This is a genomic window from Anoxybacillus ayderensis (assembly GCF_013761015.1).
In the GTDB taxonomy this organism is placed as follows: Bacteria; Bacillota; Bacilli; order Bacillales; family Anoxybacillaceae; genus Anoxybacillus; species Anoxybacillus ayderensis.
Map to the genome: position 1 here is coordinate 335979 of NZ_JACDUV010000003.1, position 15530 is coordinate 351508.

16 protein-coding genes and 1 pseudogene are annotated in these 15530 nt (G+C 40.9%); 5 read left to right on the forward strand and 12 right to left on the reverse strand.

Going from position 1 to position 15530, the window contains the following annotated elements:
* Nucleotides 1-41: 41 nt before the first annotated feature.
* The 3 genes from HNR63_RS06365 (at nucleotide 42) to HNR63_RS06375 (ending at nucleotide 2160) form a co-directional block, all read left to right on the forward strand.
* Nucleotides 42-887 (forward strand): carbon-nitrogen hydrolase family protein, encoded by an 846-nt coding sequence (locus HNR63_RS06365; protein WP_021094123.1) that lies wholly within the window; start codon nucleotides 42-44, stop codon nucleotides 885-887.
* Nucleotides 888-898: 11 nt separating this feature from the next.
* Nucleotides 899-1561, forward strand: a complete 663-nt coding sequence (locus HNR63_RS06370) for a GNAT family N-acetyltransferase (RefSeq protein WP_021094124.1) — start codon at nucleotides 899-901, stop codon at nucleotides 1559-1561.
* Between the two features lie 62 nt (nucleotides 1562-1623).
* Nucleotides 1624-2160, forward strand: a complete 537-nt coding sequence (locus HNR63_RS06375) for a hypothetical protein (protein WP_181520170.1) — start codon at nucleotides 1624-1626, stop codon at nucleotides 2158-2160.
* A gap of 30 nt (nucleotides 2161-2190) precedes the next feature.
* Here the strand turns inward: HNR63_RS06375 and HNR63_RS06380 are convergent, their stop codons facing one another.
* Nucleotides 2191-3057 (reverse strand): BMQ_0737 family morphogenetic spore coat protein, encoded by an 867-nt coding sequence (locus HNR63_RS06380; RefSeq protein WP_343047629.1) that lies wholly within the window; start codon nucleotides 3055-3057, stop codon nucleotides 2191-2193.
* A 187-nt stretch (nucleotides 3058-3244) separates the two neighbouring features.
* On the opposite strand from HNR63_RS06380, the gene HNR63_RS06385 reads away from it, so the two are divergent.
* Entirely contained in the window at nucleotides 3245-3583 is a 339-nt protein-coding gene (locus HNR63_RS06385; protein ID WP_246316753.1) for a DUF3992 domain-containing protein, read from the forward strand.
* 34 nt (nucleotides 3584-3617) lie between these two features.
* On the opposite strand, the gene HNR63_RS06390 is transcribed toward HNR63_RS06385, so the two are convergent.
* The 11 genes and pseudogenes from HNR63_RS06390 to HNR63_RS06440 all read right to left on the reverse strand — a co-directional run bounded on the left by HNR63_RS06390 (nucleotide 3618) and on the right by HNR63_RS06440 (nucleotide 14012).
* Nucleotides 3618-4055, reverse strand: a complete 438-nt coding sequence (locus tag HNR63_RS06390; protein ID WP_246316754.1) for a DnaA N-terminal domain-containing protein — start codon at nucleotides 4053-4055, stop codon at nucleotides 3618-3620.
* Between the two features lie 50 nt (nucleotides 4056-4105).
* On the reverse strand, nucleotides 4106-4351 hold the full coding sequence (locus HNR63_RS06395) for a YuzB family protein (protein ID WP_021094126.1): 246 nt from the start codon (nucleotides 4349-4351) through the stop codon (nucleotides 4106-4108).
* 73 nt (nucleotides 4352-4424) lie between these two features.
* Nucleotides 4425-4943 (reverse strand): hypothetical protein, encoded by a 519-nt coding sequence (locus HNR63_RS06400; RefSeq protein ID WP_181520172.1) that lies wholly within the window; start codon nucleotides 4941-4943, stop codon nucleotides 4425-4427.
* A 4-nt stretch (nucleotides 4944-4947) separates the two neighbouring features.
* Nucleotides 4948-6069 carry an o-succinylbenzoate synthase gene (gene menC, locus HNR63_RS06405; RefSeq protein WP_181520173.1) on the reverse strand — a complete coding sequence of 374 codons (1122 nt, stop codon included), beginning with the start codon at nucleotides 6067-6069 and terminating at the stop codon, nucleotides 4948-4950.
* A gap of 57 nt (nucleotides 6070-6126) precedes the next feature.
* The gene (locus tag HNR63_RS06410) at nucleotides 6127-6834 is read right to left on the reverse strand and encodes an ABC transporter ATP-binding protein (protein WP_021094129.1); all 708 of its coding nucleotides are present in this window, start codon (nucleotides 6832-6834) and stop codon (nucleotides 6127-6129) included.
* A gap of 13 nt (nucleotides 6835-6847) precedes the next feature.
* On the reverse strand, nucleotides 6848-7624 hold the full coding sequence (locus HNR63_RS06415) for an ABC transporter ATP-binding protein (RefSeq protein WP_043964239.1): 777 nt from the start codon (nucleotides 7622-7624) through the stop codon (nucleotides 6848-6850).
* A complete protein-coding gene (locus HNR63_RS06420; RefSeq protein ID WP_181520175.1) occupies nucleotides 7605-8891 on the reverse strand; it encodes a branched-chain amino acid ABC transporter permease in 1287 nt (428 codons plus the stop codon). Before HNR63_RS06420 ends, HNR63_RS06415 begins: the two co-directional genes overlap by 20 nt.
* Nucleotides 8892-8900: 9 nt before the next feature.
* Nucleotides 8901-9887 (reverse strand): branched-chain amino acid ABC transporter permease, encoded by a 987-nt coding sequence (locus HNR63_RS06425; protein ID WP_181520176.1) that lies wholly within the window; start codon nucleotides 9885-9887, stop codon nucleotides 8901-8903.
* Between the two features lie 121 nt (nucleotides 9888-10008).
* On the reverse strand, nucleotides 10009-11214 hold the full coding sequence (locus HNR63_RS06430; RefSeq protein ID WP_181520177.1) for a branched-chain amino acid ABC transporter substrate-binding protein: 1206 nt from the start codon (nucleotides 11212-11214) through the stop codon (nucleotides 10009-10011).
* A gap of 294 nt (nucleotides 11215-11508) precedes the next feature.
* Nucleotides 11509-11991 (reverse strand): annotated as a pseudogene (locus HNR63_RS06435) (ABC transporter permease subunit); the annotation flags it as partial.
* A 338-nt stretch (nucleotides 11992-12329) separates the two neighbouring features.
* Nucleotides 12330-14012 carry a methyl-accepting chemotaxis protein gene (locus HNR63_RS06440; RefSeq protein WP_181520178.1) on the reverse strand — a complete coding sequence of 561 codons (1683 nt, stop codon included), beginning with the start codon at nucleotides 14010-14012 and terminating at the stop codon, nucleotides 12330-12332.
* A 167-nt stretch (nucleotides 14013-14179) separates the two neighbouring features.
* Between HNR63_RS06440 and HNR63_RS06445 the strand changes: the two genes are divergently transcribed.
* The gene (locus tag HNR63_RS06445; RefSeq protein WP_343047633.1) at nucleotides 14180-15523 is read left to right on the forward strand and encodes a TrkH family potassium uptake protein; all 1344 of its coding nucleotides are present in this window, start codon (nucleotides 14180-14182) and stop codon (nucleotides 15521-15523) included.
* The last annotated feature ends 7 nt before the right edge of the window (nucleotides 15524-15530 follow it).

Consider the following 15530-nt stretch of genomic DNA (forward strand, 5'->3'; position numbering starts at 1 on the left):
ATAATAATGGTGAAAAAATACAAAAAAGAAGGTGCGTTTCATTGAAAATGCGCGTCAGTGCGGTTCAGTATCATTTACATACGATTCCATCATTTGAACAGTTTGCAAAACAAGTCGAACATTATGTGAAAACAGCGCAAGAATTCGGTGCTGAGTTCGTGCTCTTCCCTGAGTTTATTACAACACAACTTATGTCCATTGGAGATGGAATAACAATTGAAGAGCTTCCAACGTTTACGGACGCCTATCGCTCATTATTTTCAACACTTGCGAAACAGACGAATATGCATATTATTGGCGGGACACATGTCATAAAAAAAGAGGATCGACTATATAATGTCGCTCATTTATTTTATCCCGATGGAACGATTGCTGAACAGGCGAAATTACATATTACGCCAACGGAAGTGAACGAATGGAATATGCATGGCGGCGATTCATTACATGTGTTTCAAACAACAAAAGGAACGATTGCGATTTTAACATGTTATGACATTGAATTTCCTGAAATTGTACGCATGGCACGTGCAAAAGGAGCGGACGTCATTTTTTGTCCATCGTGTACCGATGATCGCCACGGATTTCATCGCGTACGCTACACATGCCATGCTCGTGCGATCGAAAATCAAGTATACGTCGTCACGACAGGGACAGTCGGGTCGTTGCCAACCGTTGATTTTATGCGCGCAAACTTCGGACAAGCAGCGATCATTACACCGAACGATATTCCGTTCCCACCACGCGGTGTTTTAGCCGAAGGAGAAATAAACGACGATATGATCATTACAGCTGATCTTGATTTACAGCTTCTTTACGACGTTCGCGAGCGCGGATCGGTAACCACTTGGCGCGACCGTCGCACAGATTTATATGTAGATTGGACATAAGGAGGAAGACAATGTATAAAAAGCAACTTTACGTATTTCATGATGATCGTCCTATCCCTGCACTCATTCGCAACTATGAAGAAAAAGATATCGATGCGTTAATTCGGATTCAACAGGAAAGCTTTCCACCCCCTTTCCCATCTGAACTATGGTGGAATAAAGAGCAGCTCATGAATCATATGACACTTTTTCCAGAAGGAGCGTTATGTGTCGAAATTGACGGGGAAGTCGTCGGATCGATGACCGGTTTAATTGTGAACTACCATCCGAACGACGCCGATCATACGTGGGAGGAAATAACGGACAACGGATATATTCGCAATCATAATCGAAACGGCAATACGTTATACGTCGTTGACATTGGTGTGCGTCCAGCATATCGCAAACTCGGGTTAGGAAAATGGCTCATGCAGTCGATGTACGAAGTTGTCGTCCATCAAAAGCTTGAACGGCTATTAGGTGGGAGTCGAATGCCAGGGTATCATCGATATGCCAATGAAATGACTGCCGAACAATATGTAGATGCAGTTATAAACGGAAAACTCACAGACCCTGTTATTACTTTTTTACTTCGCTGCGGTCGCACGCCAGTGAAGGTTGTCGCTAATTATTTAGAAGATGCCCAGTCGTGCAACTACGCGCTGCTTATGGAATGGCGCAACCCGTTTTTATAACGCCCCGTCCACACCTTCTTCCCCTCTCGTTCATACAATAAAGTAGAGAGGAGGAAGAAGCGATGAAAAAATGTTGTTGTGCACCTATGCGCCATAAACCGTTACCGCCACAGCGTGACGAATGTCCATGCTGTGTTGAAGGAATGAAAAATGTATTAGCACAGCTAAATGGAAAAGAAGTCGATATCGCCACACTCGATCAAACAGGACCCGGGCAAGGAAATAATAATTTTACGATCGGTCCAATTGTAAATGATTTGATTGTTACTGGCACAATTCCAGGTACAGGACAAAGTGGACGCTCGGCAGCATTTCCAATTTGTAACGTCGTCGGAGTGAGAGGAGACGTATTGAAAAACATTTCCCTCCCCCAAATTGACGAAACGTGCGACTGTTGTGAACGTTCAATTACAAGCTTTTTGCAACGTATCCAAGGGCAAACGGTTGATGTCGACACATTAGCTACCGGGCAGTTCAATAACATGCAAAACGTCACGATTGACGCGGTCGGAAAAGGAACTGTCCGTCTGACGAAAACGAACGAAACATGGATCGTCAACAGTTGCTTTATTTCAGGTATATTTGGTTTTACGCTATAAGAGAGCTTCGCTTGACGCGTCGCTCTCTTTTTATATCGGGCAACTTGGTATATGAACATGTTGTGGGCATATGTTTACTTGTTGTTCGACACGCGGTAGACATATCGTTCCTTCTAATTCCACTTTCACACGCCCAAGCGCTTGAACATGTTGACAAAGTTGAACAGAGATGAATATTTGCGGGCACGTTGTTGAAAGAAATGCCACTTTACAGTCGGCCGTAACGGTTTCGCAAACGATGGTTGTCTCCGCAGGGGCACATAATAACACATCTTCCATCGTTGCTAATGAAATCGGCCTTGTTTCCCATACCGTTCCGTCTTTTCGGATGCATTGCACCACAACAAACGCCTCGATGAGAACATATACTCGCTGTAAGTTCACATGTTTTCCATTCGGCAACGTGACATGCACCGTCTGACGTTCATCAAGTATGCGACAAGTCATCTGTTCTGGTTCAATCGGCTGTCCGCATGCATCAGTCAATATGCAACGAATATGTTCACAATCATTCATACGATGGAGCTGTTGATGAAGTTGAATACATACACGTCCGACGCACATGCCATTTCCTTCACACTCAACTTGAACGTCATGTAAATGTGATATGGTCACTGAGCGTGATTCTCCTTCTTGCAACGAGAAAGCAAATTCTCCATTTATAAAGACGTCCATTTTTTGTCCGCACCCTTGCTCATATACGACGGTCACCGTTCCAAACGCTTGCACGCTTTCTTCCGCTGACCATACGATCGTTTTTTTTCCGCACGGTATACAAATGTCGACACAAATATCGTTCTTCACAATAGGTTCTGTCAACGTTTCCTTTTTTGTTAATTTTACCGATCGCGCAACCCAGTCAAACACTTTTTCCACATGAATACAATGCTTTTCCACTTGCCATCCCCCCTTTTTCATTCGATATATCATACTATGTGTGTATGTATATTCGTGCATAGGCACACGATGAAAAAAATGTGTAAAAATTAGGTGTGCAACATAGGACAAAATCCTATACACTTTTCCTTTCCTCGCATTGTATATAAAGGAAGATGATTCTTCAATTAAACGAAAAGGAGCGGATATGATGAGCTGTGGAGGATGTTGTCCAGACCGTCCAATTGTGACGGATGAAGTTTGTCAAAATTGGGAGTTTTTGTGTGATAGTACAGATCGTACGATTTGGGAAGCAGATGGGGATGTTATTAAACCGTTTGGAACAGTAACTGTATTAGTTGAAAATAGTTGTGATGGTGTCGAGGTACGCGTTAATCAAACATTAATTGCCACATTAAAGGAAGGGCAATCATTTTCAAAAACATTTAATAGCTTACGAAATGTATCAATTCGTTGTTTAGGAGGATCAGGCGGTTCTATTTGCTGCGGAAAATTATGTATGACGGTACATTACAAAAAATGTTAACAAGTAGAGGCGTTCCATTATTTGGAACGCCTCGTTAATGAATATACGTTTTCTGTACAGGTTTCTCATCTGTCGCAAGCAGTCGTTCAAGAAAATCTGTCCGTTCGCGCAGTTGCGCCACCTCTTTTTCTATTTCTTCCATTTGCCGTTCCACTTTTGTGACGCGCGCTTCGAGATTCCACGTTTGTTTTTCGAGGGCAATCATGTAGTTCCACATACGCATAAATTGCTCATTAGAGAGTTCATGGGGTGCCTCTAACTTGACAACCACTCGTTTTCCGCAAACCTTTTCGATCGCTTGTTCAATGTAAGGCATATACAACGTTTCAATCCAACTTTTTTGCATTGGGTTTGTGCAATGAATAGTGACCGTATGTTCTTCCATCGTTGCTGTCGTTCCTTCAATCCATGTTTCAAAAGCAAGTGAGGACATCATGCGAGATAACACTTGTTTGACTTCTGACCACATCATTTTCCCCCCCTTTCACACATGAAATTAAACAAAAATAAAAAAATTCCTGCTTATTTTTCCCGAAACGTCCACCATTGTTTTGTCATTTCATAAGAAATACGATCATACAATTCGTCCGTCGTCGTCGCTTTTACAGCTTCTCCATCAATTAAAACGAACGGACAATGTTTGCACATTTTGCATTTGCCAATGCAATCTTTTCGCTTCACTTTCACATGTTTGAACGTTTGTTTTAAAAATTGATACAACGTTTTCGTTGCGAATTTATTCTTTTTACAAAAATATACTTTTTTCATTCAGCAACACTCCAAGTATGATAACTATAATCATTTTCACTTCTATCATACTTGGAATATCACATTCCTTCAATTATTTTTGTTCAGCATACAAAAGCAACTGTTCAAGCGAACGAATGATATATGGAATCATCTGTAATAAATCGTCAACATGGCTTTCGTTAATCGTACGTTCGAAATCAATCGTCACTTGATGAGTATATCGTTCATGTTTTGGGTATGTATACGTTAACGTTTGGATAACTGTGCGCTGTTCCCCCCAAATGCGCTTTAGCGCCTGTTCTACGGCTTGGCAATCGACATGTGTAGCTGAAAAAGAAAACGAAACCGTCACAGTACAGCCTGCGTTCGTGACATCTTCGTGTAACAACTCGTTTGCAATATGTTGGAGCGTCATTTCAAGCGAAATGGTACACGTCACTTGATGAGCATGACGCAATTGAAAAGAGAGAGCGTACGCGCGCGTAAATTTCGCTAAGTCAACGATGTCTGAGCGATCAATGATCGAAATGAGTTCATCATTTGTATCTAAATCGTAAACGGCTCCTTCAACAACTGTTTTTAAATTATCAAAAATCGTTGGGTCAAACATATCCTCATCCTTTCACACGGTTATATACTTTTGAACGAACGACACGCCTTTCGACTTCTTTCATATTCACTTCATAGCCTATACCAAGCTGTTTCGAAACGAAAATGCGTCCATGATGAACGGTAACTTCTGGATCAATGAAATCACGGTCCCAATAATTTGCCGACGCAGCGGTATCGCTTGGCAAAGAAAAATGCGGAAGTGTTGCTAGAGCGATGCTATGCGCTCGTCCGACTCCACCTTCTAACATGCCGCCACACCATACAGGAATATGATGTTTTTGGCATAAATCATGAATGCGTTTCGCTTCCGTTAATCCACCTACTCGGCCAATTTTTATATTGATGATTCGGCAACTTTGCAATTCAATTGCTCTTTTGGCATCTTCGTATGAACATATGCTTTCATCTAAACAAATCGGTGTGTTTAACTTTGCTTGTAATTTCGCATGATCAACGATGTCATCTACAGCAAGCGGCTGTTCAATCATAAGCAACTCATAGTCATCGAGCGCTTGTAAGCGATCGATGTCGTGTAACGAGTAAGCGGAGTTTGCATCGACCATAAGCGGAACATCAGGGAAATGTTGACGAACGACACGAACGACATCCACATCCCATCCTGGCTTAATTTTTATTTTCACACGTCTGTATCCTTCCGCAAGCGCTTGTTCCATTCGTTTTAGCAAATTCGTTATTGGCTGAATACCGATGCTTATTCCAACTTCCACTTCTTGTTTTTCACCGCCGAGCGCCACGCTTAATGACATCCTACGTCGTTTGGCGAACAAATCCCATACCGCCCCTTCAAGCGCTGCTTTGGCCATGTAATTGCGGCGAATCATCGAAAATCGGGCGTGCAGTTCATCCGGATGATGAACGGGTGCTTGAAAAAGAAGCGGAATTAAAAAATGTTCGAGCATATGCCACGTCGTTTCCAACGTTTCTTCCGTATACCAAGGGGCAGAAAAAGCAACACCTTCCCCCCATCCTCGCTCGCCATTTTCATCGATCGCTTCCACTAATAAAACGGGTCGCGTTTTCATCGTTCCAAAGCTTGTTGTAAACGGTGATTTTAATTCCATTTCTAAATGTCGCAATATCACTGTATCAATGTGCACATCCATCCCTCCGAAACAATTATACAAAAAGGCGCTAGCTTTTGTCGCCAGACGCCTTGTGATTCACCCTAAATATGCTTCTCGTACTTGCTCGTTTCCAAGTAGTTCTTTTCCTGTACCTGACATTGTAATTTCTCCTGTTTGAATGACGTAGCCACGATGCGCGATTTGCAACGCTTGAAACGCGTTTTGTTCGACAAGCAAAATTGTCATTCCCTCATCGTTTAACTCTCGAATAATATGGAAAATTTGCTCAACGATAATTGGAGCTAATCCCATCGACGGTTCATCTAACATGAGCAACTTCGGTTTCATCATTAAAGCACGACCGATCGCTAACATTTGTTGCTCTCCTCCACTCATCGTCCCTCCTTTTTGTTGTAGACGCTCTTTTAGCCGAGGGAAATAATGAAATACCCGCTCCATTCGCTCAGCTATTTCTTTTTTATCGTTCACCGAAAAGGCACCCATTTCTAAATTTTCTTTCACTGTCAATCGCGGAAAAATTCTCCGTCCTTCAGGAACATGGGCGATGCCTGCCAACGCGGTTACATGTGGTGGTGTGTTTGTCATGTTTTTTCCTTCGTATACAATGCTTCCGCTTTTCGCCTTCACTTGTCCGCTAATTGTTTTTAATGTCGTCGATTTTCCCGCACCGTTACTGCCGATTAACGTCACAATTTCCCCTTCACATACTTCTAAATCAATTCCTTTTAGCGCATGCACTCCACCATAAAACGTATGAACGCGCTCTAAACGCAACAAACTCACTCGCCATCCCCTCCTACGATGCTGTTGTCGCTCCTTTTCCTAAGTAAGCTTCAATGACTTTTTCATTATTTCGAATGTCATCCGGCGTACCTTCAGCAATTTTTTCTCCATGATCTAACACAATAATATGTTCAGAAATTTCCATAACGAGCTTCATATCATGTTCAATTAAAATAATCGTTAGTTGCAATTGTTCACGCATGTCATAAATGAGCTTCGTCAATTCCGCTGTCTCTTTCGGATTCATTCCAGCGGCAGGCTCATCTAGTAGCAACACTTTTGGTTTCGTCGCTAGTGCGCGGGCAATTTCAAGTTTTCGCTGCGCCCCATAAGGTAAATTTTTTGCCTCTTCGTTATAAAGTGACTCTAAACCGACGTATTGCAAAAGACGATACGCCTCTTGTTTCGCTTCTTTTTCCTCTTTGCGCATCAATGGGGTAGAAAATATCGTATGAAATAACCCGCTACGTAAATGCGTATGCATGCCAACCATGACGTTTTCTAATACGGTCATCGCTCCGAATAAACGGATATTTTGGAACGTACGCGAAATGCCTTTTTGTGCAACTTGATGGGGCTTTAATCCAACGAGCGACTCACCATTTAATAAAATATCACCGCTCGTCGGTTGATACACCCCTGTGACCATGTTAAACAATGTTGTCTTCCCTGCACCGTTCGGTCCGATAACAGCTGTAATGGATCCTTTTTGTACATCCATATCAATATTGTTGTTTGCAATAAGCCCACCAAATTGTTTTGTTAATTGTTTAACCGTTAAAATAGACACCTTTCGCTCCCTCCTTTCCATCTGCTACGTTTTTTACACCACTTTTCAACTCTTTTTCATCAAAACGAGGATTTTTTGCCGGCAACAATCCTTGTGGACGATACAAGGCAAAGACAATTAAAATCAAGCCAAAAATAAACCGTTGCATTTTGGCTGGAGATAGCGCATCAGGAATGTGAACGGCTCCGCTTAAACTAAGCTGGTTCAACCAGTTTGTTAATTCTGTAAGCACTTGAAGATTTAAAATCGTTACGAGCGCTGCACCGAGTATAACCCCCGGAACGCTACCCATGCCCCCTAAAATGACCATGACAAGAATTGTAATAGACTCGAGCAGTGTAAAGCTTGTTGGATCAACAAACGTCTGTTTTGCTGCAAATACAACCCCCATCATTCCTGAAAATGAAGCGCCAACGGCAAACGCCATCAACTTTGTACGGACGAGCGGAATGCCCATCGCTTGTGCGGCAATTTCATTTTCCCGCACCGCTTTCCATGCTCGACCAATTTTCGAATATTCTAAACGACGGACAATAAAAATCGTAAGCAACAAAATCACTAATACAACATAATAAAATTGGCTCGGGTACATAAATTCAATTCCAAACAGTTTGGGCGGTTGAACAGAAGCAAGTCCCATCGCACCGTTTGTAATGTTAACTGGCTTATCTAAATTATTGAAAATAATACGGATAATTTCTCCAAATCCGAGCGTTACGATCGCTAAGTAATCGCCTTTTACTCGTAACACCGGAATGCCGAGCAACACTCCAAATATCGCAGCAACAATACAACCGATGATTAAAAATATCCAAAAACTTTCCCCGGATAACGGATAGTGTCCAAATGGCATAAAGTTGTTTGCCTGTGCTGTCGCGAAAATACCGTACGTATAGGCACCAATGGCAAAAAAAGCTACAAACCCTAAGTCTAAAAGACCAGCAAGTCCTACAACAATGTTTAATCCAAGCGCCATCGCAATGTAAATTCCGACTAACGTGGCCACTTCCATATATGATTGATAAGCTTCTCCTTGACTTGCGGCTAGAGGCAATAGCACACTTAATACGAGAATGCCGATGACCCACTTCACACGATTCGAAAATGTCGTAAAATATAAAACTAAAAGCGAGGAAAGCAAAAGCAAAAAAGCAACAACTGATTTTTGTGCTAAATATAAGCTAGCAAACGTGGTAGCAATATACACACCAATCACGGTCGCCTGAAGACGTTTATTTTGCTCGAATACGTTCAACCATTTTTTCATCTCGACCACCTACACTTTCTCAACCGACACTTTTCCGAATAGTCCTTCTGGCTTGAAAATAAGAACAATAATTAAAATAGAAAAAGCAAACACGTCTTTGTACTCCGCTCCTAATATTCCATCAGAGACGATCGGTAAGTTGGCTGCTGCAAACATTTCAAGTAGACCGAGAACAATGCCACCGAACATCGCACCGCGAATGTTTCCAATCCCACCCAATACCGCTGCGGTAAAAGCTTTCAATCCTAAAATGAAACCGATGTATGGGTCAATCGTTCCATATTGAATCGCAAAAAGAACACCTGTTGCTCCACCTAATGCAGATCCAATAAAAAACGTTAAAGCGATCACTTTATTGACATTTACACTCATAAGCGCAGCCGTTTCACGATCTTGGGCGACAGCACGCATCGCCATTCCCCACTTCGTTTTATTCACAAAAAAGTCAAGCGTCACCATCATGACAACTGCTGTAACTAAAACGATAAAGAAAGAGGACTTAACTGAGGCGTCATGAAATCCTGACCAAATAGAGGAAGCTGAAATATTTACTTGTTCAGTAAATAAACTTGGACCAGTTAAAATGTAGTTTCCTTTCTTTAATTCTGTAATGAAACGAACAAAATCTTGTAATAAAAACGAAATACCAATTGCTGTAATGAGCGTGATTAGTTTTGGGGCATTTCGTAATGGACGATAAGCAATTCGCTCAATGCCCATGCCGAGCAATCCCGTTACAACTGATGTCGCTACAAGGACGAGAAGCAACGCCAACAGCATCGGCATAGAAGATAGCCAGCCAAAAGCAGAAAATGATAATAAAAGCGCTGTCCCAACAAATGCACCTGTCATGAAAATTTCTCCATGAGCGAAGTTAATGAGTTCTAAAATGCCGTACACCATTGTATATCCGAGAGCGACAATGGCGTATACAGCGCCCAACGCCAATCCGTCGATGATAACTTGGGGCAATGTTTGTAGCACATGTTCGATCATATGTAGTTCCTCCATTTCCTTGTCTTTTTCTAAAAACATGTAGCTTGTCCCTTTGCTCGTGAAAAAATTTACAAGAAAAGGGTACGGCAAACTGTCATACCCTTTTCAAACGTATCCATCATTATTTACTTACTTCATCTTCTAATCGAGCTGGATATGTTGCTTCTTCGAATTTATAAATGTAAATTTTCGCGTATTTGTTGTCCCCTTTTTCATCAAAGCTTACTTTCGTCACAACTCCTTCATAATCTTGAACGTTACGAACCGCTTCCGCTACTTGTTGACGGGAAGGAAGTTTGTTTCCGTTTGCTTTAATTGCTTCCTCAATCGCTTTTAATAAAACACCCATCGCATCGTATCCGTAAGCGGAATACGATTCAATATTTTTGCCGAATTTTTGTTTATACTTTTCAGCAAACTGCTTTCCGGCCTCTGTCGTCGTTGCAATACCTGCTGCAGATGTAATGAATGTATTTTTCACTGCATCGCCCGCAATTTCAACAAGCGTTGACGAGTCCATCCCATCTCCGCCCATAAATGGTACATTAATACCTTTATCACGCGCTTGCTTAATTAACATGCCACCTTCTGTATACATACCACCGAAATAAACGAGATCCGGTTTTTTCGCGAGCACTTGATTTAATACGCCATTAAAGTCTTTCTCGCCAATTGTAATTCCTTCAAATCCAACAATTTCAGCACCTGCTTCTTCTGCTCCTTTTTTAAACGCTTCTGCTAAGCCTGTGCCGTATGCTGTTTTATCTTGAATGATAAAAATTTTCTTTGCTCCTAATTTTTCAACAGCGAATTTTGCACCTGCAGGACCTTGGAAATCGTCACGTGCACAAATGCGGTTCACCGTTTTTAAACCTCGGTCAGTGACATCTGTTGCTGTGTTTGCTGGAGAAACCATTGGGATACTATATTTTTCGTAAATTTCTGAGGATGGAATGGCAACACCTGAATTCAAATGTCCAACTACACCTAAAACTTGCTGATCGGCTCCAATTAATTGAGCGTTTGCTACTCCTTTTTTCGGATCGGCTTGATCGTCATATGGAACAAGTTCTAATTTGAAACCTAACTTCTCGAATTTTTCTTTTTGCTCTTCTAACGCGAGTTGAGCCCCAAGTTTAATCGATTCTCCTAACGTTGCTGCTCCACCAGAAAGCGGACTTTGTGTGGCGATTTTAATGACTGTCCCCCCTCCAGATTCTCCACCGTTTTTTGCCGTTTCCGACGTTTTCTCTGCTGAACAGCCAGCTAACAAACCAATAGCTAAAGCAACAGATGTGAAAATAGAAAGCGTCTTTTTCCCTTTCATGTCAATCCCCCTTTTTTATTTTCTGAAAATTTAATATTTTCACAAGAATAATATAATATGAATTAACAGAATAGACAAGACATATTTTTGAAATTTAAAAGAAAAGACATATTTCAACAAAAAAACTGATCGTATTAACGATCAGCTCGATTTTTTGTCCCCCACATCCCGATGGAAAAAGGAATGGGAAGTATGAAAATACCCCCCTAACAGTATATTTCTAAAACATTTCCATTTTCATACAAAAGAAGCGCCTAGTAATGTACCATTTTCTTCCTTTCCGAGCGCCCTTTATCAATTTACTTTCCTTTTTCGGCTAGCAATATCGATCCAAACGGCTAAAATTAAAATACTTCCTTTTACAATGTACTGCCAAAATGTCTCCATACCTAGTAGCGACATCCCGTTATCGAGCGACGTCATGACCATGGCTCCGATCATTGCACCGATAATTGTACCTGATCCTCCCATTAACGACGTTCCACCGATGACGCAAGCGGCAATCGCATCTAGTTCGTACATTTGTCCCGCTGAAATGGTAGCTGATGATAAGCGTGCCGTTAACACGAGAGCCGCAATGGCAGAGAGTAATCCTGTAAAAACAAACAACATCATCGTATGACGCTGAATGTTAATGCCAGATAAACGAGCCGCTTCCACGTTGCCTCCAATTGCATATACATGACGACCAAATGTCGTTTTTGTCGCAATGAATGAAAAGATCAACGCGAGTGCAATAACAAAAATAATAGGAAAAGGAATTCCTTTATGCTTGTTCGGAGAGGGCCAATGTATTCAATATTGACGTTATTCTGCTTTCCTGCTTCCCTTGCCCCTTGTTCAATTTTCCGCCAATACGGATTATCGAACTCTTGAGATATTAAAATAATATGTGGGAGATGCGACGCTGCTTTTTGTTCATGTTGCAACTTGGCTACTGTTTTTTCAAGCTGCTTGGTGACGGTGATAAAGTGAAAAAAACATATAAAAATAAAACGAGCAGTACAATAAGACTTATTGTCCATTTTTTTGTGCCATTGTCTTCACCTAATTTTACTATAATTCGTTTTGATAACGTTTACAATATTTTTTAAAGCGACAGATTTTCTGTCGCTTTACACGGTAAATCGATTGGTTGTTTCTTTCATCTTCTCTGCAATGTCATACAACCGTTGAGCCGTTGCGGCTACTTCTTGGGCTGATGCGGTTAATTCCTCTGATGATGCAGTTACTTCTTCTGTCGCTGCTGAGTTTTCTTCAGCCACGGCACTAATTTGTTCAATACGAGCAATCACTTTATCTTTTTCTTTCACGATTTCATCCATCGCTTGTTCAGTCGAAACAAGTAAAGGTGCGATATGACTAATGGATGTTAAAATATCAGCAAACGAACGGACCGTTTTTTCGACGGCATTTGCTTGATCTTTAATAAAGTGCTCTACTTCTTCCGATGTGTGAATGACGTCTTCCGTATTTTTACTAATGGATGTAATGAGATGAACAATGTCCTCTGTAAATGATTTAGACTGTTCAGCTAATTTGCGCACCTCATCAGCAACAACAGCAAACCCTTTTCCAGCCTCCCCAGCGCGTGCCGCTTCAATTGCAGCGTTCAAGGCTAACAAGTTTGTCTGATCTGAAATTGTTGAAATCATTTCCGTAATTCCACTAATTTTTTGTACAGATGTCGTTAATGTCCGAACATGGTTTGTCACCGTTTCAAATGCTTGTTTAATTTGTTCGATCGAAGCAATTAATACATCCATTTCTTTTTTACCGATGTCTGCTCGTTCAGACGTGCGAATCGCCTCTTGTTTGACATTTTCAAGTTCTACATATACACGTTCGACTTTCTCTGTTAAATAAGAAAGCGAATGGGTCATGTCGGCTAAATCGTTCGCTTGCGCGGCCGCTCCTTGCGATACTTGTTCCATCGTTGCGGCCACTTCTTCAGTAGATGCAGACATTTGTTGTGAAGTAGCTGAGAGTGCGCTTGATTGTTGATCGATGGCATCCGCTTGCATCTGAATGAGAACAGCCATATCCCGAAGTGCTTGTTTTGTCTCCGCAAGTGCGCGCGCCATTTCGCCAAATTCATCTTTTGACTCGAGAAGTTTTTCAGGTACCTGTTTACTAAAGTCGCCGCTAGCCATTTGTTCGAGATGTTGTTTGGCGATATGTAACGGTTTCATAATTCGAATAGAAATAAAGAAATGATATGCGATGACTCCAACAATAACAAACAATGCAGAAATAGCAATGACTTTTATAATAACGTTATTAATCTCTTGATTGACGATTTGTTTTGGCATACCGACAAAAAACATACCGATGACTTCATTACGGTCGTTTGTAATTGGTAAATAACTCGTTACATACGGTTCCCCAAGTACGTTCGCTTCACCGATGTAACGCTTTCCACCATGAATGACTTCCCGTACAACTTTCGGATCTGCTTTCGTTCCTATTTGTCTTTCGCCATCTTTCATAATTGTGGTGGTAACACGTTCATCGTTAAGAAAAATGGTACTGTCTGCCCCAACAACTTCCTTTACGTAATCAACGATCTTCTCGTTGTTGTTAATTTCTACTTCTCCTTTATACAGTTTGCCGTCTTTCATTTGCCACTCCCCAACAAACTTCGCATCAATCAATTGCAAAGCAAGCTGTGCATTTGTCGTTATCACTTTATTGGCGATTAATGATTGAAATTGAACATAAATCATACCGTTAATAAGCCCCACTAATAAAAAAACGGTCAGAATATATACAGCTACAATTTTTTCACGCGTCTTCATAATTGTCCCCTCCACTTTTGCGAATCAATGAGCAACACTATTTTATCAAATGTATCAAAATTTATAAATACAAATATTGCCTCATGAAAAAACAGACTTGCATTCCTTTTTGTCATTTGCCAAAATCAAAATATGTGTAAAACGAAAACATGCGAGGGAGTAAAGCTGTGAAATCTCGAAAATTATCGCGCCTATCTACCGTTCAGCTTATCGTCTTATTTTACTTTGTAGCTGTTTGCATATCAACATTCTTACTATGGCTTCCTATTTTTCATCAGCCTGGGGTAAAGATTAGTTTTGTTGATGCGTTATTTACCGCAGTCAGCGCTATTAGTGTAACAGGCCTCACCGTCGTATCCACAGCTCATACTTTTAATACGCCTGGTATATTTGTATTAGCTTTTATTCTTCAATTTGGCGGAATTGGCATTATGGCACTTGGGACATTTATTTGGCTGATGTTCGGGAAAAAAATTGGCTTTCGCGAACGACAACTGATTATGACAGATCAAAACCGTTCAACATTTGCTGGATTAGTAAAGCTAATGAAAGAAATTTTAACGCTCATTATTACCATCGAAATCATTGGTGCGGTGATTTTAGGTGTATATTTTCTCCGTTACTTTCCGTCATGGAAAGAAGCGTTTTTCCAAGGCTTCTTTGCATCGGTGAGCGCAACAACGAACGCTGGATTTGATATTACAGGACAGTCGCTTATTCCATTTGCTGACGATTATTTCGTCCAGACGATACATATGATTTTGCTCGTTTTAGGTGCAATTGGTTTTCCTGTACTTATTGAAGTGAAAGAATTTTTCTTCCATCGTCAAAAGAAACAATATCGTTTTTCGCTTTTCACAAAATTAACGACCGTCACATTTTTTCTTCTCGTTTTATTTGGAACATGGGCTATTTTATTCATTGAATGGAATCGTTTTTTTGCGAATAAAACATGGCATGAGTCGCTTTTTTATGCGTTATTTCAATCGATTTCTTCCCGCAATGGTGGATTAGCAACGATGGATGTCGCCGACTTTTCTGAACCTACACTACTTGTTTTAAGTGTCCTCATGTTTATCGGTGCCTCTCCAAGCAGTGTAGGGGGAGGGATTCGAACGACGACGTTTGCTATTGTGATGTTAACGATTTTCTTTTATGCGAAAGGAAAAAACTCGATTAAAGTGTTTCAACGAGAGATTCACCATGAAGATATATTAAAGTCGTTTATTGTGTTTGGAACAGCTCTTATTCTTTGCTTTTTAGCTGTTGTGTTTCTTTCTTTTTCAGAGCCTTTTACAATGATCGAAATCGTTTTTGAAGTATGCTCAGCCTTTGGAACGACCGGTTTATCTATGGGTATTACATCCCAACTAAGCACATTTGGAAAACTAGTGATTACGGCTTTAATGTTTATTGGGCGAATTGGCATTTTATCGTTTTTGTTCCTTATTCGCGGCAACAATCAAAAAGAGACGTACCACTATCCAAAAGAGCGCATTATTATTGGTTAAAAGCGAA